This is a genomic window from Cyclobacterium salsum (assembly GCF_010119245.1).
Classification (GTDB): domain Bacteria; phylum Bacteroidota; class Bacteroidia; order Cytophagales; family Cyclobacteriaceae; genus Cyclobacterium; species Cyclobacterium salsum.
In genome coordinates, this window is sequence record NZ_WNKG01000013.1 from 92,135 (window position 1) to 111,333 (window position 19,199).

Here is a 19,199-nt window from a genome sequence, read left to right on the forward strand (position 1 = left end):
TTAAGCCAATTTTTGAGCCGATAATTGCGTAGATTAATAAAATAAAAAATTATAAAAAATGTGTATTTCAAAATAAAAAGTAAGTTATATTACCTGCCAGTGGAAAAGTCCAAAAATAAATTTGGTTAAGATTTTTTTTGATAGATTTCAATGCTTTATACAGATGGGCCTCTACCGTCCGGACAGATATATTCATTTTCAAGGCAATTTCCTGGTTGGACATGTCGGCTTCCCGGCTCAACTGAAATACTTCTTTGCACTTTTCCGGAAGGGCATGGACAGTCTTTTTCAAAATAGTATCCACTTCCTCATATTCCAACAAATGATCCGCCTCCAGCTGTTCGGGAAGGTGAGAAAAGATACTTTCCAGATCTGTGGTTTGTTTTATATTCCTGACCAGATTCAAGACCTGGAATTTAACTGCTCTAAAAAGATAAGCCTCCAGATGATTGATCTTTTTCTTTTGGGCTCTCTCCCATAAACCTAAGAATACTTCCTGAACCACATCCTCACAAAGCACCTGGTCCTCAAAAATCTTATAGGCATAACAATAAAGTCTTTTCCAATACCTATCGTAAATGGTATCAAAGGCAATTTTGTCTTGGTGAAACAATGCCTCGCAAAGGGCTTTATCGGTTATTTTGGGTCGGGTCATTCTGTTCAAAGAATGCCAATTTAGAATTTTTTTGCCAATCAAAAAATTGGCAACGTAAAAAAATAATCCCTTCAACTCCAGATGATTTGCCCTGCCGGTTTCTTACTTGTCCCCTCTTATTAAAGTAACTTTATACCTCCATGGTTTTTTAAGGCTGATTCTTTTTCCTGGGTTTGTAAAGTAATTTAAACACCACGGCAATCACGATAAATGATAGGATGATATAAAATACCACTCGAAGCGGAGAAGGATTCAACGGGTAGTCGTCCCCAGATTCCTCCCCTGTTTGGGCCAACAGATAGCGAAGTTGAACCAAAGAGAAAAAAAGTACCATCAATAGCTGCTTCCAAATATTAGTTAAACGTTTCATAATTTCATATGTTTATAATTGATTTTTAATGGCCACATAGCCTGTCCCGATCTTAAATCGGGAGAATCTTCGCATGTATTATAATCATCCCTCCGTGGGTCGCTTGCGTCATGCTTGATTTCATCTGTTTGTTGACAAATACCATCACAAAAACCCCTCCAATTAAGCAGAATGAATGAGCTTATTTTACCAATCTGTGTAAATAGAATGTAAATCTTTTTGGCATTCTCGATAGAAAAAGCTACCATAATGGCGCAACGTTGCATCATTTGATTGAATATAGATATAGGCCATTTATCTTACCGATTGGTAGTTTGAAGTAGTGAAATGTAAAGGCTCCTGAATTTTTAATGGATTTTCAATAGGTAGGTTTAACTGGTTTTAGACCATTATCACCTGCCCAATCCATGGCTGTAGCAATGTCATTCACCAAAGTAAAATCAACTCCCAATTCAAAAAGTGTCTCAAAAACAACCGGATCGTCGGTACCAAAATAATTCACTTTGATTCCTTTTTCATGTAAAATCCGGGCATATTCCTTGAATTCAGGAAAGATCTCTCCCCGTAGTTGAATGAAATTTGCCCCCATTTCGACCGTTGCGGCTACATAATCCGCACCTCCGGTTAGCCTCTCCATATTGCAAATTAATACCGAATCAGATGCGGTTCGAGCACCAAGGCGAGACTGCTCCTGCACCGCTAAGAATGCCTGATGACTCCTGCCCGTTTCTTCCAGTAACCGGACAACGCGACTTCCCAGGGATTGCCCCCCTCTTAAATGGATGTTCAGCCAGATATTCCGTGGCATGACCTCCAGTACTTCTTCCAGTAAAGGGATTTGGATGCCAGAAAATTGATCGCCTTTCCAACTCCCGGCGTCCAGGCGTTTGAGTTCGGATAAGGTCAACGCAGCTACCGCTCCACTTCCATTGGAGGTACGGTCCACCGTAGCATCGTGCATTAGCACCAATGCAGAGTCCCTACTAAACTGCACGTCCAGTTCGATCATATGGGCACCTACTCTTATGGCTTCCAGAAAAGCCGGGATGGTATTTTCAGGATGGCTGGCCATGGCTCCTCTATGTGCGCAAAACCCTTTTTCTGGCATTTCAACGCCTTGTGCCAGCAAAGAACCTGCACATATCACTAAAAGAAAAGCCGAGAAGAAGGTTATTTTTGAATGGAGAATCATTTCAATTCGGAATAGTCAGTAATGGGGCTTCATTAGCGATACTTTTCCAAAGCCATTTCCAACCCCCTCAATTCTGCCAGTCCCTTTAACCGGCCAATGGCAGAATAACCGGGAATGGTTTCCTTCTGCAAATCGTCCAGCATTTGATGCCCATGATCGGGACGAAATGGAATGGGCTTGGTCCGGTTTTTATTAATTTTTACCAATCGTTTCATGACCTCAAACATATCCACATCACCATCGAGGTGATCGGATTCGTGGAAATTGCCTCTTTGGTCTTTCTTTACATTTCGAAGATGGACAAAATGGATGCGTTCGGCCACACCACTGATAATTTCAGGTAAATCATTTTCTTTCCCGGCTCCCAAAGATCCGGTACAAAGACAGATTCCATTGAATGGCTCCCGGATGGCATCCGTGATGAATACCAAATCTTCCAGACCGGAAGCAATCCGTGGTAAACCTAAAATGGAATAAGGCGGATCATCCGGATGAAGGGTCATGGTCATCCCATATTTTTCGCAGATACTTTGGATACTCCGCAAAAAGTACAGCAAATTTTCTCGCAATCCATCCTTCCCAATAGATTGATAAAGCGAAATGCTCTTAGAAAGTCCTTCCAAGGTCATACTTTTCTCGGTGGGAACTCCCATGAGAATAATATCTGCCAGTTGCTGCTTTCTTTTGGCAGACATGGCCAACCATTTTTCACTGGCCTGGTCTACAATGGGAGCAGGGTATTCCGTCTTGGCCCCTTCCCGCTTTAATACAAAAAGGTCAAAGGCGGCCAGATCTGCCCAATCAAAATACAAGGCACGCGCACCAGAATCCAAGTCCAGGGAAAGGTCCGTTCGTGTCCAATCCAAAACCGGCATAAAATTATAACAGACCAGCCGGATTCCTGCCTGAGCGAGGTGATCCAAGGTTTGCCGGTAATTTTCCAGGTACTGCTCGCAGTCTTCTGCCTTGGTTTTGATGGATTCATGTACCGGAACGGATTCTACTACTGTCCATACCAGACCAGCATCTTCAATTATTTTCTTTCTTTCCAGGATCTCCTCCAAGGGCCAGACTTCTCCGTGGGGAATATGGTGCAGGGCCGATACCACATCAGAGGCGCCGGCCTGGCGAATATCCTGCAAGGATACAGGATCATTCGGCCCAAACCAGCGCCAGCTTTGAATCAAAGACATACTTGTTTGCTATCCTCTGTTAAAATTAATTGCTCAAATCACGTATTGAGTTCCATAAGGATGCCTGTTGGGCCGGGACAGCATGGCATTGGCCTCATCATCATTTTTGAATTTTTCCCGGATGGGATCCCAGTACAATTTTCTTGGCAGCTTCATGGCAATATGGGAAAGCAAACAAGCACTACAGGATCGGTGCGCCACCTCTACCGGTGCGATGGTCTGCTCTCTGGAAACGATGCAATCCAACCAGTTCTTATGCTGCTCTTCACTTTCGTACAAATGAATCTCCTCAGGACCTATTACCGAAGTAAGGATTTTCTGATCGCTGGCTTTAAAAGCCTCGCTGGCTTTTCCACCTGGTACAGGATCACTGTCCGTTACACCTACATTCCCACGGGCAACGAAAATCCACCCCTCTGTACCTTCAAACCTTACACCATTGGGATAGTCACCGCTGACTTCCATGATCACATCATTATCGTATTTGGCCTTTACTTTAAAATCACCATGAACGGTCCAAAGTCCTTCGGTAGGAAAGGAAGCAGAGGCTTCCAGCTCTATGGGACCGGAATACTCTTTGCCCATTCCCCAATGGGCGATATCCAGGTGATGGGCTCCCCAGCCAGTAATCATTCCCGCTCCGAATTGTTCGCACCTGAGCCATCCTGGCCTGGAACGAAGATTATCCTGAGAATGGACCCTGTCCAGGGTATAGGGTACCCAGGGAGTGGATCCCAACCACATGTCATAATTCAAGTTGTCCGGTACCGGCATTTCTTGCGGATTTCCACCTGCCGGATCACCTGGCAATCCTATTAAAATCCTTTCTACTTTACCAATTCGCCCGTTCCTTACCAATTCACAGGCCCTTTTAAACTGAGGCCAGGGGTTCATGGATCGCTGCTGGCTTCCTATTTGGAAGATGGCTCCGGTTCTGTGAATGGTATCACTCATCATCCTTCCTTCCTCGATGGTTAAGGAGGTGGGTTTTTGCAAGTAAATATCTTTTCCTGCCAGGGCAGCCTCCATGGCAGGCTGGGCATGCCAATGGTCAGGGGTACTGATAATGACCGCATCCACGTCTTTGTGGTTGATCATTTCCTTATAGTCTTCAAAGACTTTTACATCCACATAATTGCTACTTCCCGTTTTATCGGCATACTGTTTTTCGATCCAGGTTTTGCCCTGTGCGGCACGATCGCGATCCACATCCGCCACGGCTACCACCCTGGCAATGTCATTTTTCATGGTCTCCGGCAAATCATGGGTCATGGCTATTCTACCAAAGCCCACCTGGCCAATGTTGATCTTATTGCTGGGCGCATTTTTACCCAAAACCGAAGCGGGTACGATGGTTGGAAAACCAGAAACGGCAAAAGATGCCGCCAAGGCACCTTTGGTACTGGATTTCATAAAATTCCTTCTCGAAAGATTGGATTTGTTCTCTTTTTTCATGGAAGCATGCTTTTTGGTTATTCTATTTGGTTTTTTTCTTATTTATATTTCGCAATTTCTGTAAGCTTCCGGTAAATCTTACGGGACTATCCCATAAATCGGCGGCTGCGAAAAGAGGGTCTCTTTCGGAAGCCTATCCAGCCGATATTACCTTTTCTTACGATTCATTCTTTAATAATAGTCATTTTTGGGCTGCTAGCAAATTGTTTCCAGGCAGCCTCCGCAGCTTCGGGGCTTATTTTTTTGGAAGAAACCAAAAAACGGTAATTTAAAACATAATTTTTGCCTGACTCCAAATGCCAATCCATGTTTTTGGTAGGGGCAAAATTGGCATACATGTCTCCCCGATCGTAAATATCCTCCGGCCAAATGCGCAAGGGTTCGGGGTGATTGTAATTAGTGGGCGAAGACATCATCACCACGGAAGCATAATCTGAGTCAATAGCTCCCTGAACAATACACCACCTGGCCAGGCTTCCATCTGCCTCCCTTCGATTCAGGCCCTCAGAGGTAATGACTTCGCTGTTATCTCGGTTCCATTTTTCAGTAGCTCTCCATCCCAGGCTTCCATACCGGTATTCTTTCAAGGTCACAGGGTCCTTACCGGATGGATTAAGCAGTATGCTGATGTCTGCCAGGTAATAGCTTTCATCTTCATCCAGGGCGTAAATGCGTGTACCTTGAACTTCGGTCATCGCCACTTCCGGGGTTTCACGGTTTTGAAGTACCAGGTGTTCGTGAAGAACACGGTACCCCGCAAAAACAGGCCCCTCACTTTTGGTGACAAAATTGGCGAAACGAACGGTTCCCTGTTGTTCTGCCAGATTCCAGAAATCAATGGTTTCACCTTTATATTCCACCCTTGTCCAGGGATTCCAAAGGCCATAATGATGGTAATGGTCTGGCGGTTGGATGCGGGTAAGTGATTTTCCATCCGGAGACCACATGGGGTGTACAAAACCACTTCTGGCATACGCCGAATCTACCCCTTCCGGAGGATAGGCCATCCCAAAATTATACTGCCAAAGATCTTCTTGATTTTTACGTATAACCAACGCTTTTTCTGTTTGTTTCAAGCCCAAACTACCGGTATGTTGGCTAGCCTTCTTCTGATGGATTTCGTAGGTACGGGTCATTCCTTTGTCTGTTTCAGGCGAAACCAGCCAATGCAGGGTTCGTTCCTTCATCGGGTCCATCTGAAAGGGAATTTCAACGCGCTCCCCACCGGAAACCTCCATTAAAGTAAGTACGGAATCGGGTAGTTGGGTGACGGTATTCAACGGCAACGAGACGGGATAGGCATAATTCGAAATTGCCGGTAGGGCAATCTCCACGGAAGCCAGTTTTTGAGCCATCCCTGAAATTGGCAACGAAAAACCTAGGAAAAGACCTAAGAGTGATTTAATTTTATTCATACATTGAAGCTTATCTTATTTCGGATTCCAATAACCGTAAACATATTAATATATTTATTTCAATACAACCGATTTCATATAAATTTAAAAAGGTCCCCCCCATTCTTCACAAGTCAATTAGGTAAACAAATGATGGTAGATGCCATTGATTTGCCAAACAATTAAAAAGTCGCATGTGAAAAATGACTACGAAATCAAAAAATAGATTACTAAAATTGCCAAATCATTCAATATAATTCTTCATACTAAAAATAAATACCGATAATGGAGTTAATTCAAAACTATAATTGCTTTGAAATCGGTTGCATCCATCTATAATTTTATTTATTATTAGCAATCAATTGGGCTAAGAAGAATTAAATGAAAAAAGAAATCACCATTTACGATATAGCGGAAAACGTGGGTTTATCTCCTACTACCGTGAGCAGGGCATTGAGCAATCATCCGAGAGTGCATGTAACTACCCGTAAGAAAATCATGGATGCCGCCAAATTGCTGGGATACCAGTCCAATATTTTTGCCTCTAGCCTTCGGAAGCGTCGGTCCAAAAGCATCGGTGTGATTGTGCCCAAACTAAATAGCCCCTTTCAGTCTTCTGTACTTGCCGGCATGGAAAAAATTGCCAGTCAATCCGGATACAACCTGGTCATCAGTCAGTCCATGGAATCGCTGGAAAAGGAAATTTCGAACACCAATATAATGTATAATAGTCGCGTAGATGGTCTATTGGTATCCAAAGCGGGCACCACCGATAACATTGAGCATTTCCAGTCCTTCTTTAATAAAGAAATACCTGTCCTATTTTTTGACCGGGTTCCAGAGAATAATCATTCTACCGGAGTAGTTATCAACAATACCCAAGCCATATACGATGCAACCGCCCATTTGATCAAAGAGGGTTGTAAAAGAATCATTCACGCCGTGGGTAATCTTCAAATAAACGTCTATGCAGACCGATTAAAAGGATATAAATACGCCCTGATGGATCATGGGTTTGTTTTCAATGCTGAAAACGTCATCAGCATTGAACTGGACGAGGATTCGGGAGAGCGAATTGTCAAAAAAATTCTAAATCTATCCCCCAGACCGGATGGGTTGCTGGTATCCAACGACACCAGTGCCGCTAGTTGCCTGATGGCTCTTAAAAAACGAGGCATACGAGTTCCGCAGGACATTGCGATTGTAGGATTCAATAACGACCTAATTTCCCGAATGGTCGAACCCAACCTCAGTACAATCAACTACCCCAGTTACCATATGGGCGAGGTAGCTATGAAAAACCTGGTCAATCACCTGGGAGACGAGCAGCACGAAATCCTTCAGAAAACCAATACCATTACCCTGAGATCGGAACTTATTATCCGGGATTCATCGAAAAGGCATACTTAAAAATCACCCCTGCTAAAAAAAGGCTAAGCCGCAATTTTTACAGAATTCGTTCGAGAAAACAAAAAAGTTGGGAAAAACTTTGACAAGTTAATAATAAAGACTGATCTTTATTTTGAAATCAACAATGAACGAACTCGAAAATGGATAAAATTTTAGATATTGATAATATCGACCTAAAAATCATTTCATTACTGAACGAGGATGCCAAAACACCTTACACGGAAATAGCAAAAAAAGTGTTTGTTTCATCTGGAACCGTACACGTACGTATGCGGAAACTGGAAGACCTGGGTATTGTGAAGAGTGCAACGCTGAATATTGATTTCTCGAAATTGGGCTATGATATTTCTGCATTTTTGGGCATTTACCTGGAAAAAAGCTCCTTGTATGACAACGTAATCGAGCGACTCAAAGAAATTGCCGAGGTAATCAACGCCTACTACACCACCGGAAACTACAGCATTTTTGCCAAGATCATTTGTAAGGACACCAACCATCTTCGGGATGTGCTGAACAAAATCCAGAAAGTCGAAGGAATTGATCGCACCGAAACGTTAATTGTTTTGGAGGAAAGTATCAATCGCCCCATCCAATTATTGGAAAACAAAAAATAACAAATTAGTTAATTATTAAGATTAAATCTAAATTAATTTTCTATTAAGGTTTTTCAATATAGAATATGGTTTTTTTAACAGTTTTCATTTCTTTTTCAACGGAATTTTTTATTTTTAACATTCAGATATACAGGTAAATAGAGATATTTTTGCCATTTTTTTTACTTAATTAGAATCTCCTCCGAACAATAAAAAATAGATTAATGTTGTATATTTGTGCATCAAAATATAATTAGTCTAAATAACTCTTTTTATGAGCAAGGACAATGAGATTTTAGAAGAATTCACCTCTAAAGAATACGAACACGGCTGGTCGGTAGATTATGAAGCAGATGAAGCTCCTATCGGTTTGACTGAAGACACCATTCGGTGGATTTCTTCCAAAAAAGAAGAACCTAAATGGTTATTGGATTGGAGGTTAAAAGCTTTCCGGCATTGGGAAACGATGGATGAACCTACCTGGCCGAACGTTAAATACCCCAAAATCGATTATCAGGCCCTGAGATACTATTCGGCCCCCAAACAAAAATCGAAGCCCAGCAATATCGATGAGGTCGATCCGGAGTTGCTTAAGATCTATGATCGGTTGGGAATTTCCCTGAATGAGCAGAAAAGACTACAGGGAATCGCCGTGGATGCCGTATTGGATTCGGTTTCTGTTGGCACTACCTTTAAGGATACCTTATCTAAATTAGGGGTTGTCTTCTGTTCGTTTAGCGAGGCGGTAAAGGAACACCCAGACTTAGTGAAGAAGTACCTGGGATCAGTGGTTCCTTCTACAGATAATTATTTCGCTGCCTTGAATTCTGCGGTTTTCTCAGATGGATCTTTTTGCTACATTCCAAAAGGAGTGCGATGTCCCATGGAGTTGTCCACTTATTTCCGGATTAATGCGGCAAATACAGGACAATTTGAGCGTACGCTGATTATCGCAGAGGATAAATCGTATGTCTCTTACTTGGAAGGCTGTACAGCTCCGCAGCGAGATGAAAATCAATTACATGCTGCTGTGGTAGAAATTTATGCAGCGGAGAACGCTGAAGTCAAGTATTCCACGGTACAAAATTGGTTCCCGGGAGATAAAAACGGCAAGGGTGGAATTTATAATTTTGTCACCAAAAGAGGTATTTGTGCTGGTAACCACTCAAAAATATCCTGGACCCAGGTAGAAACCGGATCTGCTGTTACCTGGAAGTATCCTTCCTGTATTTTAAAAGGTGATCATTCAATTGGTGAGTTCTATTCAGTTGCAGTGACCAATAACTACCAACAGGCAGATACGGGGACCAAAATGATCCACATTGGAAAAAATACCCGCTCCAGGATTGTCTCCAAAGGCATTTCTGCCGGAAAATCACAAAATTCCTATCGGGGGCAGGTTCAGGTAATGAAGCGAGCTACCGATGCCAGGAACTTTTCCCAATGCGATTCGCTATTGATGGGGGACAGATGTGGTGCCCATACTTTTCCTTATATAGACATTCACAATTCGAGTGCTAAAGTAGAACACGAGGCCACGACTTCAAAGATTGGAGAAGACCAGATATTTTACTGTAACCAACGTGGCATCAGCTCCGAAGATGCCGTAGCATTAATTGTTAATGGGTATGCAAAGGAAGTTTTGAACCAATTGCCTATGGAATTTGCTGTAGAAGCACAGAAATTACTTGCTTTGACACTAGAAGGAAGCGTAGGATAAAACTTAATATACATGTTATCAATAAAAAATTTACATGCCGCTATAGAAGGCACGCCTATATTAAAGGGAATCAGTCTGGAAATCAAACCTGGTGAGGTGCATGCTATCATGGGTCCTAATGGTTCGGGAAAATCAACATTGGCTTCGGTTCTGGCGGGAAGAGAAGAGTACGAGGTTACCGAAGGTGAGGTTTATTTTAAAGGAAAAGACCTGCTGGACCTTAGTCCTGAAGACCGGGCGAGGGAGGGCGTTTTTCTGGCTTTCCAATATCCGGTAGAGATTCCGGGGGTTAGTTCGACCAATTTTCTTAGAACTGCCGTGAATCAGGTTCGCGAATACCGGGGACAAGAGCCCTTGGACGCTGTTAAGTTTCTTTCATTGATGAAAGAAAAAATGAAGTTGGTGGAAATCGACCAAAAGTTGCTAAGCAGAGCGCTTAACGAAGGATTTTCTGGAGGTGAAAAAAAGAAAAATGAAATTTTTCAAATGGCGGTACTTGAACCCACCCTCTCCATTCTGGATGAAACGGACTCTGGACTCGATATCGATGCGCTAAAAGTAGTAGCTAATGGGGTAAATCAACTCAAGACCAAGGAAAATGCCACCATTGTCGTCACCCACTATCAGCGGTTGCTAGATTATATCATTCCGGATTATGTCCACGTCCTTTTTGACGGGAGAATTGTAAAATCCGGATCAAAAGACCTCGCTCTGGAACTTGAGGATAAGGGATATGACTGGATCAAAGAAGAGATCTCAGGAACAACAGTTTAAAAATTTGCACGGTTTCATTTACAAATGACGGTATCAACTAAGAAAGATCATAAGTTAGCAGAAATTTTCCTCACAGGCACAGCGGCCATGCAGGATTTGCCTCTGTATTCCAACCTTAAAAAATCAGCAAAAGAGGTCTTGGAGGAGTCGGGCATGCCAACGCTTAAAAATGAGGAGTACAAATACACTGCCATCAGTAAACGGATTTCGGATCAACTGACGCATTTCGGAACGCCTTCCTCCATTGACAACCTGCAAAAGAAAATACAGGGGCAGCAAGAGCTGTTCCGGTTGGAAGAGGGATATACGCTGGTTTGCAATAACGGAATAGTTGATGCGCATCTTTCAAAAATAGATCCACAGCTTTTTCAGCTTCAAGCCCTTACAGAGCTTAGTGAAGAAAAAGCAGCTCAAATTGGGGGCATTGAAAAGAACGAATTCGATCCGTTCACCGCTTTAAATTCGCTGTGTTTTCGAGATGGAATTCGGATCGATATTCCGGATGGGAAAATCATTGAAAAGCCCCTATTGTTGGTTAATTTCGTAAGACCAGATGAAAATGGTGCTTGCATCCATCCCAGGGTTTTTATACAAGTAGGTAAAAATGCTCAGCTTACGCTGATCGAACAAACCATTTATCTTGGAGAAGATCCTGTTTTAGTCAACTCCGTCTCTGAATGGAAGGTGGGTCAAAATGCACATGTACGGAGCTACAAACTGCAAGATGGGCACAAAAAAAACCTGGAAGTCAGCAACACCCGTTCGGAGGTCCAGCAAGATGCCAGCTTTACCTCCATTGTATTGAGTTTGGAAGGTGGAATGATCCGGAACAATTTGAGTTTGGATTTAAACGCCAGTAATTGCGAAGGAAATATGTATGGACTGTACCTGCTAAATGGTAAAACGCATGTGGACAACCATACCAATGTAGACCATAAAAAACCGCATTCAGAATCGAATGAATTGTATAAAGGCATTCTGGCGGACCAATCCAGGGGTGTCTTTAATGGCAAAATTTTTGTGCGGCAGGATGCTCAAAAAACCAATGCCTTCCAGCAGAACAACAATATTTTGCTGTCGGAAGATGCGACGGTTAATACCAAGCCCCAGCTTGAGATTTGGGCAGACGATGTAAAATGCTCGCACGGGTGCACCACGGGACAACTGGATGAAGAGGCATTGTTTTATTTACGGGCCAGAGGAATAGGCAAAGATGCAGCCAAAGCATTGCTTTTGCATGCATTTGCCGGAGAGGTGCTGGATCAGCTAAAAGAAGAAGGATTTAAGGAATATTGTGAAAAAGTAGTACATGCAAGACTTGGCGGACATTACTGATCAAAAGAGAAAAGAATTGGATCTGGCACAGATTCGCAGGAAATTTCCGGTACTTGACCAGAAGGTCAACGGGAAGCCCCTTGCCTATTTTGACAATGCCGCAACTACCCAAAAGCCTGATCAGGTAATTGAGGCCCTGAAGCATTATTACGAAAATGACAATTCGAATATCCACAGAGGAGCGCATACGCTAGCCTCCCGGGCGACAGAACGCTTTGAAAAGACAAGAAATTCCCTAAAATCCTTCATCAACGCTCCTTCAGCAGAAGAGGTGATATTCACAAAAGGCACCACGGATAGCATCAATTTAGTGGCCAGTACCTTTGGAAAAAAGTTCATTAAGGCGGGCGATGAGGTGATCATTTCCACAATGGAACACCATTCCAATATTGTTCCCTGGCAGATGCTTTGTGAAGAAAACGATGCCCATCTAAAAATAATACCCGTTTCAGATAGTGGTGAACTGGATCTTCAGGCCTACAAGCAATTGCTTTCGGCGAAAACAAGACTAGTAGCTGTGGTCCATGCATCCAATGCCTTAGGCACGATCAACCCGGTGAAAACGATGATCGATTTGGCCCACGAGCAGGGAGCAAAGTTTTTGGTGGACGGTGCCCAAAGTGCAGCCCACCTGAATGTGGACGTTCAGGAACTGGATTGCGATTTTTTTGCTTTCTCTGCACATAAAATGTACGGTCCTACCGGCGTAGGCGTGTTGTACGGGAAGCGTGAGCTTTTGGAATGGATGCCACCCTATCAGGGAGGAGGGGAAATGATTCATGAAGTTACCTTTGCCAAGACCACCTATAATGAGATCCCCTATAAATTTGAGGCTGGTACTCCTAATATAGCGGATGTGATCGCCTTTGATGCGGCCCTGGCCTTTATCAATGATCTTGGGAAAGATGCCATCCGGAATCAGGAAACCAAATTGTTAAATCATGCCTTCGATAGCTGTGCAGCGATTAAGGGCTTTGTGCCCGTAGGTACTGCCAGGGACAAAGTAAGTGTATTGAGTTTTACGATTAACAACATGCATTCATTTGACGTAGGCATGATGCTCGATGCTTCGGGGATTGCCGTGAGAACGGGACATCATTGTACCCAACCTCTTATGAATCGGTTTGGAATAGAAGGAACTGTTAGGGCTTCTTTTGCTGTTTACAATACTATTGAAGAAATTGACAGGCTTTATGAAAGTCTGGCACGAATAGCGAAAAGAAAAAATTAAATGCCATCGATAGAAGCGGTACAAAAAGACATCATTGATGAGTTCGAAATCCTTGGCGATGACAAGGAATCCACCATCTTCTACATCATGGAGCTGGGGGACAAGTTACCTGCATTTCCAGAGGCAGAAAAGACCGAAGAAAACATCATCAAAGGCTGTCAGTCGAAAGTATGGCTGACTACCGATCTTCGGGATGGCCAGGTTTATTTTCTGGCGGACTCCAACACCGATATTACAAAAGGTTTAATAAGCCTTTTGATTCGCGTACTATCGGGAAGAAAAGCCAAAGAAATTCTGGATGCAGATTTATACTTTATTGAAAAAATAGGCATGGGCAATATAATCGGCTCCCAGAGATCCAATGGCCTGGCTGCGATGATCAAGCAAATGAAATTATTCGCTCTTGCCTACCAATCTAAAATTGACGCCTAGAAAGTATGGAAAAGTCAGAACAAATAACCGATGAACAGGAAGAAAGCAAGCGGAAGGTGGTCAATGCGATCAAAGAGGTATACGATCCGGAAATTCCGGTAGATGTGTATGAACTGGGATTGATCTATGAAATAACGGTCTATCCGGTCAACAACGTATACATTCTAATGACGCTTACTTCACCCAACTGTCCGGCAGCAGAATCCATCCCCTCAGAAGTAAAAGCGAGGGTTTCGGAAATTGAGGGGGTAAATAATGTGGAGGTAGAATTAACCTTTGATCCTCCTTATTCCCAGGACATGATGTCAGAAGTAGCCAAACTAGAGCTTGGGTTTTTATAAAATTTTAAATCAACAAACAAAAAAAATATGTATCCAGAGGAATTGATAGCTCCCATGAGAGCAGAATTAACCGACGTAGGATTTCAAGAATTCAGGTCTTCAGAGGATGTGGAAAACCATTTGAAGAACCATCAGGGAACAACTTTTGTAGTTGTTAATTCCGTTTGTGGTTGTGCAGCGGGAGCTGCCAGGCCCGGTGTCCGGTATGCCCTGGATAAATCGGGAAAAAAGCCAACGGTGCTAGCGACGGTTTTTGCAGGTAATGATTCGGATGCAGTCTCCAAATTCAGGGAAAAAGTGCTGCCCTATCCTCCATCTTCACCAGCAATGGCTTTATTTAAGGACGGCGAACTGGTTCATTTCGTAGAGAGGCACCATATTGAGGGAAGAACAGCTCAGATGATTGGTGATCATTTAATCGAAGTATTTGAGCACTTTTGTTAATGCAAAAGCCCTTCCGGGGCTTTTTTTGATCCGCTGTTTCTACTAATTGCACGAGTTTAATTAAATTTGGAGTTTGAACGCTATGTCCGTAATTTAAAATAATTTGTAACCTGTTTTTTTAAATAAGAACAGGTTATTTCTTCTTTTTACAGAATAAATATTATTTAATCTGTTAGTTAGGAGTTGTTTTCAAGTAGGTATGTAAGTGAAATTTGATCAAATTTTACTACATTAGTGCCAAATTTTATTTTGAATTGATCTCATTTGGAGTTTTATAATATATTTAATTAAATTAATATGTCCGAAATTGCTAAACTATCCTTTAAAGGAAAAGAATATGATCTACCAGTCATCGAAGGTACCGAAAACGAACAGGCCGTTGATATTGCCAAACTCCGTGGGCAATCTGGTCTGATCACAATAGACCCCGGATATAAGAATACAGGGTCGACAAAAAGTGCCATCACTTTTTTGGATGGGGAAGAAGGTATTCTCAGATACAGGGGATATAACATCGAAGATTTGGCAGAAAACTCTAATTTTTTGGAGGTTTCCTACCTACTGATTAATGGCGACCTGCCCACTGCCTCTCAGTATGAAAAATTTTCTAATAGAATTACCAAGCACACCCTTGTGCATGAGGATATAAAGAAGATACTGGATGGGTTTCCATCGGTAGCACATCCTATGGGCGTTCTTTCCTCTCTTATTTGTTCCCTCACCGCTTTTTATCCCAATTCGCTGGACCCCAATAATACCGACGAAGAAATTCAACTCAGCATCGTTAGGCTAATGGCTAAAATGCCAACTTTCGCAGCATGGGCTTACAAAAATAAAATGGGACATCCGGTAAATTATCCGGACAATAACCTGGATTTTTGCGGCAACTTTATGAAGATGATGTTTGCCTTGCCTTCGGAAAAATACGAGGTGGATCCGGTTATTTCGAATGCCTTGGATAAATTACTCATCCTTCATGCCGATCATGAGCAGAACTGTTCGACTTCTACCGTACGAATTGTGGGTTCCTCCCAAGCCAGTATTTATGCCTCTATTTCTGCAGGAATTAATGCACTTTGGGGTCCTCTCCATGGCGGAGCCAATCAATCCGTGATCGAAATGCTGGAGGCAATTAAAAACGATGGTGGGGATTCTAAAAAATACCTGGAAAAGGCAAAAGATAAAAACGATCCTTTCCGTCTGATGGGATTCGGTCATAGGGTATATAAGAACTTCGACCCTCGCGCCAAAATCATCAAAAAAGCTGCTGACGATGTCTTGGAAAAACTCGGAATCGATGATGCCGTGCTGGATATCGCCAAGGAGTTGGAAAATGCAGCTTTAAATGATCCCTATTTTGTAGAACGTAAATTGTACCCCAATGTGGATTTCTACTCCGGTATTATCTACCGTGCCCTGGGGATTCCTACCGATATGTTTACCGTCATGTTTGCCTTGGGTCGCCTTCCAGGGTGGATTGCGCAGTGGAAAGAGATGCGGGAAAACAACGAACCTATTGGGAGACCCCGTCAGGTATATGTGGGCTCAACACAGCGAGCATACGTTCCCATGGAAAAAAGATAAATCAACAGGAGTTGTACCGAATAAAAAAGGGCTTTATAGCCCTTTTTTAGGTTATATTCAAAATAAAATTTAGCATTGAATCCGCTTAGTAAGTAATTATTTTTTGTTCCTCGCTAATTTCGTTGCTTTGAAAATAATTTTTTCTTACCTTTGCAACTTATTATAATTTAATATTTTTCTCCTACGCCGTGGGGTTCCTTATTGTTGATCGACACTGGGATATTTAGGAATACCGTGGCTTTGAGAAGTAAGGAACATTTCATGGAAAACGAAGTAACATTCTCAGACCTTGGGATTTCGGAAGAAATCCTAAGGGCAGTGGAAGATATGGGCTATACCCAACCTTCCCCTATTCAAACACAAACCATTCCCCTATTATTACAAGGTGCCGATGTCATCGGACAAGCTCAAACGGGAACTGGTAAAACTGCTGCATTTGGCATTCCGATCATCGACCGGATAGATACCAGCAAAAGCAAGCCACAAGCATTGATTCTTTGCCCTACCCGGGAACTAGCCGTGCAGGTAGAGGGAGAGATCGTGAAACTCACTAAATACAAAAAGCAAATTTCTTCTACCTGTATTTACGGTGGAGAGGCCATAGACCGACAAATCAGAAGTCTGAAAAGAGGCGTTCAGATTGTGGTAGGTACCCCTGGCAGAATCATGGACCATATGAACAGGCGAACACTTGACCTAAGTCAGGTGGAAGTGATTGTTCTGGATGAAGCCGATGAAATGCTGGACATGGGATTTCGCGAAGACATCGAAACCATATTGAGTTCCATGCCTAATGAAAGGCAAACGGTGTTTTTCTCCGCTACCATGCCGAAACCTATTCTGGAACTTACCAGAAAGTACCAGACGGACCCGGAAATCATCAAAGTACTCCGAAAAGAACTAACCGTAGAAAACATATCGCAAGTATATTATGAAGTAAGATCCGGTTTAAAAACGGACCTGATTAGCAGGCTAATAAACCTTCATCAATACAAACTCAGTGTTATTTTTTGCAATACCAAAAGGGTAACGGACGAAGTTACGGAGGAACTAAATGCCAAAGGCGTTCCTGCAGAGGCCTTACACGGTGACCTGTCACAGGCACAGCGTACCAAGGTGATGAATAAGTTCAGAAAGGGCCATTGTGCCGTGTTGGTTGCGACAGATGTCGCTGCCAGGGGCATTGATGTAGAAAATGTAGAAGCGGTATTTAATTTCGACCTGCCATTGGATGAAGAAAATTACGTTCACCGAATAGGACGTACAGGTAGGGCTGGAAAATCAGGAACGGCTATTAGCTTTGTTTCCGGAAGAAGGGACGCAGGAAAAATAAATGATCTGGAAAGGTTTATCAAAACTTCAATTGATAAAGCAGCTCCCCCTTCAGTGGACCAATTAATCCAAATGAAGAAAGAGCAGCTTATCAAAGATATCCACCGACAGCTTGCCAAAACAGGAGACGATCAGGTCTTTGAAGAAGTAATTGGTAATTTACTAGCGGAAGGTATATCCCTGGAGCAGGTTGCCATGGGGCTGGTGAAGTTGCATTTAGGAGAAGCAGTAGAAAAGTTCAAAGAAATGAATTTCACTCCGGATAAAGACCGGGCTTTCGGAAGAGATGACAAGCGCCCCAGAAGGGAACGTTCGGATCGTGACCGGGGGGGCAAAAGTCACCGTGGAAGCGAACGAGGCGGAAGAAAGGGCAAGCGAGAGAGAGAGCCAAATATGGCCCGGCTATTTTTGAATCTGGGTAAAAAGGACCGGATTCGTCCCAATGATATCGTAGGAGCCATTGCGGGAGAAACCGGCGTATCCGGAGGAAGCATAGGCGAAATAGATATCTATGATAGCTTTTCGTTTGTAGATATTCCTAAAAAAGACGTTACACATGTAATCAAAGTAATGAATACAAACACCATTAAAGGAAAACAGGTTAATTTTGAGGTCTCAAAGCCCTGATACACCTACCTTAAATCGGATGTAAAACAGAAAGTCACCTTTAATCGGGTGACTTTCTGCATTTTATACGCTTCGGCATCTGTCAGGGATGAACTTAGGATGAACTTATTTCCCTAAACAGGTGCTTGTTCCCGAACCGAAAGGATACTTATTTTCGGAATGCCTTTATTTTTGTGTGTATTAGTTCTCCCATTCTTTGATAGTTTATTGCTTCCAACCCGACTTGCCGGGATTTTTCAATAACATCCTCCAAGAGAGTCGCTTTTTCACCTGTTTTACCCTGTTCCACATCGAGTTGAAAAGAAGATTTTGAGTCATAAGGAAAATTTGAAAGCAGAGAGCGGGTAACTTCCACGTCCCCATCTCTTAGTGCTATTCCATTTGCACGGGCCAGTGCTACTAATTCCTGCATTAAACTCCGCCAGGCTGCCATCAGTTCCGAAGAGGCCTTCACCTGGCCAAAACTCACCCCATACGCAGCACTGAGGCAGCCCAGGCTCGAAATAAACAAAAACTTTCTCCACAGGTGAAGCTGAATGTCAGCAGTCAAATTGATTGGTACCCCGGAATTTTCCAGAAAAGAAAAAAACCACTGGAAATCATTTTTCGAAGGTACTCCGGCTACCATTTTTCCCGGTCCTCCCAGATGTTTAACCCTTCCGGGGCTAACAACATTGGAAATTAGATAGATGCAGGCATCCAATACTTCAGCACCCCTGACAAAGGGACGGATCCGGCTGGCGGCATCCACCATATTCTGTAAGGGAATTACCAATGTCTGATCGGAAAACAAGCCTTGGTTCTCCTGTACGGCCGCAACCAATCCCGGTGCTTTTGTTGCCAGGATAATCACATCGAAGGGGGTGGAAGGGCTGCCACTTTTCTGAATCCGATCGGGATGAATCAATACTTTTTGTTGGTCGAACTCAAATACCAATCCGTTCTCCTGCAGAGATGCCAAGGTGCTACCCCTGGCCACAAAGGTGATTTCAACACCCGCCGGACGATCTGCAAGGAGCAACTTTGCGCCCAAAAAGCCTCCAACTCCACCTAACCCCAGTATAGCGATCCGTTTATGTTTCTGTTCAAATGGCATTTCTCTGATAAACTTAAGTTA

18 protein-coding genes are annotated in these 19,199 nt (G+C 43.0%); 11 read left to right on the forward strand and 7 right to left on the reverse strand.

Translation table 11 applies throughout. The features are described from left to right. Positions 1–67 precede the first annotated feature (67 nt). From GJS45_RS20325 to GJS45_RS20350, 6 genes are all read right to left on the reverse strand, one after another. The gene (locus GJS45_RS20325) at positions 68–655 is read right to left on the reverse strand and encodes an RNA polymerase sigma-70 factor (RefSeq protein WP_162343768.1); all 588 of its coding nucleotides are present in this window, start codon (positions 653–655) and stop codon (positions 68–70) included. Positions 656–803: 148 nt separating this feature from the next. Next, positions 804–1,025 carry a hypothetical protein gene (locus GJS45_RS20330; RefSeq protein WP_162343704.1) on the reverse strand — a complete coding sequence of 74 codons (222 nt, stop codon included), beginning with the start codon at positions 1,023–1,025 and terminating at the stop codon, positions 804–806. Positions 1,026–1,383: 358 nt separating this feature from the next. Next, complete coding sequence (locus tag GJS45_RS20335) at positions 1,384–2,217, reverse strand: glycerophosphodiester phosphodiesterase (RefSeq protein ID WP_162343705.1); 834 nt, start codon at positions 2,215–2,217, stop codon at positions 1,384–1,386. 32 nt (positions 2,218–2,249) lie between these two features. After that, the gene (uxuA, locus tag GJS45_RS20340) at positions 2,250–3,410 is read right to left on the reverse strand and encodes a mannonate dehydratase (RefSeq protein ID WP_162343706.1); all 1,161 of its coding nucleotides are present in this window, start codon (positions 3,408–3,410) and stop codon (positions 2,250–2,252) included. 33 nt (positions 3,411–3,443) lie between these two features. Beyond that, entirely contained in the window at positions 3,444–4,865 is a 1,422-nt protein-coding gene (locus tag GJS45_RS20345; RefSeq protein ID WP_162343707.1) for a Gfo/Idh/MocA family protein, read from the reverse strand. A gap of 164 nt (positions 4,866–5,029) precedes the next feature. Further along, the gene (locus tag GJS45_RS20350; protein WP_162343708.1) at positions 5,030–6,280 is read right to left on the reverse strand and encodes a DUF6807 domain-containing protein; all 1,251 of its coding nucleotides are present in this window, start codon (positions 6,278–6,280) and stop codon (positions 5,030–5,032) included. Between the two features lie 360 nt (positions 6,281–6,640). Here GJS45_RS20350 and GJS45_RS20355 point away from each other — a divergent pair, with 360 nt between their 5' ends. The 11 genes from GJS45_RS20355 to GJS45_RS20405 all read left to right on the forward strand — a co-directional run bounded on the left by GJS45_RS20355 (position 6,641) and on the right by GJS45_RS20405 (position 18,082). Next, positions 6,641–7,669, forward strand: coding sequence for a LacI family DNA-binding transcriptional regulator (locus GJS45_RS20355; RefSeq protein WP_162343709.1), 1,029 nt, complete (start codon positions 6,641–6,643; stop codon positions 7,667–7,669). 140 nt (positions 7,670–7,809) lie between these two features. Then, entirely contained in the window at positions 7,810–8,283 is a 474-nt protein-coding gene (locus GJS45_RS20360; protein WP_162343710.1) for an Lrp/AsnC ligand binding domain-containing protein, read from the forward strand. Positions 8,284–8,536: 253 nt separating this feature from the next. Further along, positions 8,537–9,982, forward strand: a complete 1,446-nt coding sequence (sufB, locus tag GJS45_RS20365; protein ID WP_162343711.1) for a Fe-S cluster assembly protein SufB — start codon at positions 8,537–8,539, stop codon at positions 9,980–9,982. Positions 9,983–9,994: 12 nt separating this feature from the next. Then, positions 9,995–10,756, forward strand: coding sequence for a Fe-S cluster assembly ATPase SufC (gene sufC / locus GJS45_RS20370; protein WP_162343712.1), 762 nt, complete (start codon positions 9,995–9,997; stop codon positions 10,754–10,756). Between the two features lie 24 nt (positions 10,757–10,780). After that, the gene (gene sufD, locus GJS45_RS20375) at positions 10,781–12,091 is read left to right on the forward strand and encodes a Fe-S cluster assembly protein SufD (RefSeq protein WP_162343713.1); all 1,311 of its coding nucleotides are present in this window, start codon (positions 10,781–10,783) and stop codon (positions 12,089–12,091) included. Beyond that, the gene (locus GJS45_RS20380) at positions 12,066–13,322 is read left to right on the forward strand and encodes an aminotransferase class V-fold PLP-dependent enzyme (protein ID WP_162343714.1); all 1,257 of its coding nucleotides are present in this window, start codon (positions 12,066–12,068) and stop codon (positions 13,320–13,322) included. The genes sufD and GJS45_RS20380 overlap by 26 nt, the downstream gene beginning before the upstream one ends. After that, positions 13,323–13,754, forward strand: a complete 432-nt coding sequence (locus GJS45_RS20385; protein WP_162343715.1) for a SufE family protein — start codon at positions 13,323–13,325, stop codon at positions 13,752–13,754. It begins immediately after the preceding gene. 5 nt (positions 13,755–13,759) lie between these two features. After that, positions 13,760–14,095 carry a DUF59 domain-containing protein gene (locus GJS45_RS20390; protein WP_162343716.1) on the forward strand — a complete coding sequence of 112 codons (336 nt, stop codon included), beginning with the start codon at positions 13,760–13,762 and terminating at the stop codon, positions 14,093–14,095. A 27-nt stretch (positions 14,096–14,122) separates the two neighbouring features. Continuing rightward, positions 14,123–14,539 carry a BrxA/BrxB family bacilliredoxin gene (locus GJS45_RS20395; protein ID WP_162343717.1) on the forward strand — a complete coding sequence of 139 codons (417 nt, stop codon included), beginning with the start codon at positions 14,123–14,125 and terminating at the stop codon, positions 14,537–14,539. Positions 14,540–14,836: 297 nt separating this feature from the next. Beyond that, positions 14,837–16,123: a citrate synthase gene (locus tag GJS45_RS20400; RefSeq protein WP_162343718.1), complete on the forward strand. Its 1,287-nt coding sequence runs from the start codon at positions 14,837–14,839 to the stop codon at positions 16,121–16,123. Positions 16,124–16,384: 261 nt separating this feature from the next. Beyond that, a complete protein-coding gene (locus tag GJS45_RS20405; RefSeq protein ID WP_162343719.1) occupies positions 16,385–18,082 on the forward strand; it encodes a DEAD/DEAH box helicase in 1,698 nt (565 codons plus the stop codon). 148 nt (positions 18,083–18,230) lie between these two features. Here the strand turns inward: GJS45_RS20405 and GJS45_RS20410 are convergent, their stop codons facing one another. Then, on the reverse strand, positions 18,231–19,178 hold the full coding sequence (locus tag GJS45_RS20410) for a ketopantoate reductase family protein (protein ID WP_162343720.1): 948 nt from the start codon (positions 19,176–19,178) through the stop codon (positions 18,231–18,233). Between the last annotated feature and the right edge of the window lie 21 nt (positions 19,179–19,199).

Coding starts and splice junctions, on each gene's coding strand:
- GJS45_RS20325 (WP_162343768.1), bottom strand. CDS start 655: ATGACCCGACCCAAAATAACCGATAAAGCCCTTTGCGAGGCATTGTTT.
- GJS45_RS20330 (WP_162343704.1), bottom strand. CDS start 1,025: ATGAAACGTTTAACTAATATTTGGAAGCAGCTATTGATGGTACTTTTT.
- GJS45_RS20335 (WP_162343705.1), bottom strand. CDS start 2,217: ATGATTCTCCATTCAAAAATAACCTTCTTCTCGGCTTTTCTTTTAGTG.
- uxuA (WP_162343706.1), bottom strand. CDS start 3,410: ATGTCTTTGATTCAAAGCTGGCGCTGGTTTGGGCCGAATGATCCTGTA.
- GJS45_RS20345 (WP_162343707.1), bottom strand. CDS start 4,865: ATGAAAAAAGAGAACAAATCCAATCTTTCGAGAAGGAATTTTATGAAA.
- GJS45_RS20350 (WP_162343708.1), bottom strand. CDS start 6,280: ATGAATAAAATTAAATCACTCTTAGGTCTTTTCCTAGGTTTTTCGTTG.
- GJS45_RS20355 (WP_162343709.1), top strand. CDS start 6,641: ATGAAAAAAGAAATCACCATTTACGATATAGCGGAAAACGTGGGTTTA.
- GJS45_RS20360 (WP_162343710.1), top strand. CDS start 7,810: ATGGATAAAATTTTAGATATTGATAATATCGACCTAAAAATCATTTCA.
- sufB (WP_162343711.1), top strand. CDS start 8,537: ATGAGCAAGGACAATGAGATTTTAGAAGAATTCACCTCTAAAGAATAC.
- sufC (WP_162343712.1), top strand. CDS start 9,995: ATGTTATCAATAAAAAATTTACATGCCGCTATAGAAGGCACGCCTATA.
- sufD (WP_162343713.1), top strand. CDS start 10,781: ATGACGGTATCAACTAAGAAAGATCATAAGTTAGCAGAAATTTTCCTC.
- GJS45_RS20380 (WP_162343714.1), top strand. CDS start 12,066: ATGCAAGACTTGGCGGACATTACTGATCAAAAGAGAAAAGAATTGGAT.
- GJS45_RS20385 (WP_162343715.1), top strand. CDS start 13,323: ATGCCATCGATAGAAGCGGTACAAAAAGACATCATTGATGAGTTCGAA.
- GJS45_RS20390 (WP_162343716.1), top strand. CDS start 13,760: ATGGAAAAGTCAGAACAAATAACCGATGAACAGGAAGAAAGCAAGCGG.
- GJS45_RS20395 (WP_162343717.1), top strand. CDS start 14,123: ATGTATCCAGAGGAATTGATAGCTCCCATGAGAGCAGAATTAACCGAC.
- GJS45_RS20400 (WP_162343718.1), top strand. CDS start 14,837: ATGTCCGAAATTGCTAAACTATCCTTTAAAGGAAAAGAATATGATCTA.
- GJS45_RS20405 (WP_162343719.1), top strand. CDS start 16,385: ATGGAAAACGAAGTAACATTCTCAGACCTTGGGATTTCGGAAGAAATC.
- GJS45_RS20410 (WP_162343720.1), bottom strand. CDS start 19,178: ATGCCATTTGAACAGAAACATAAACGGATCGCTATACTGGGGTTAGGT.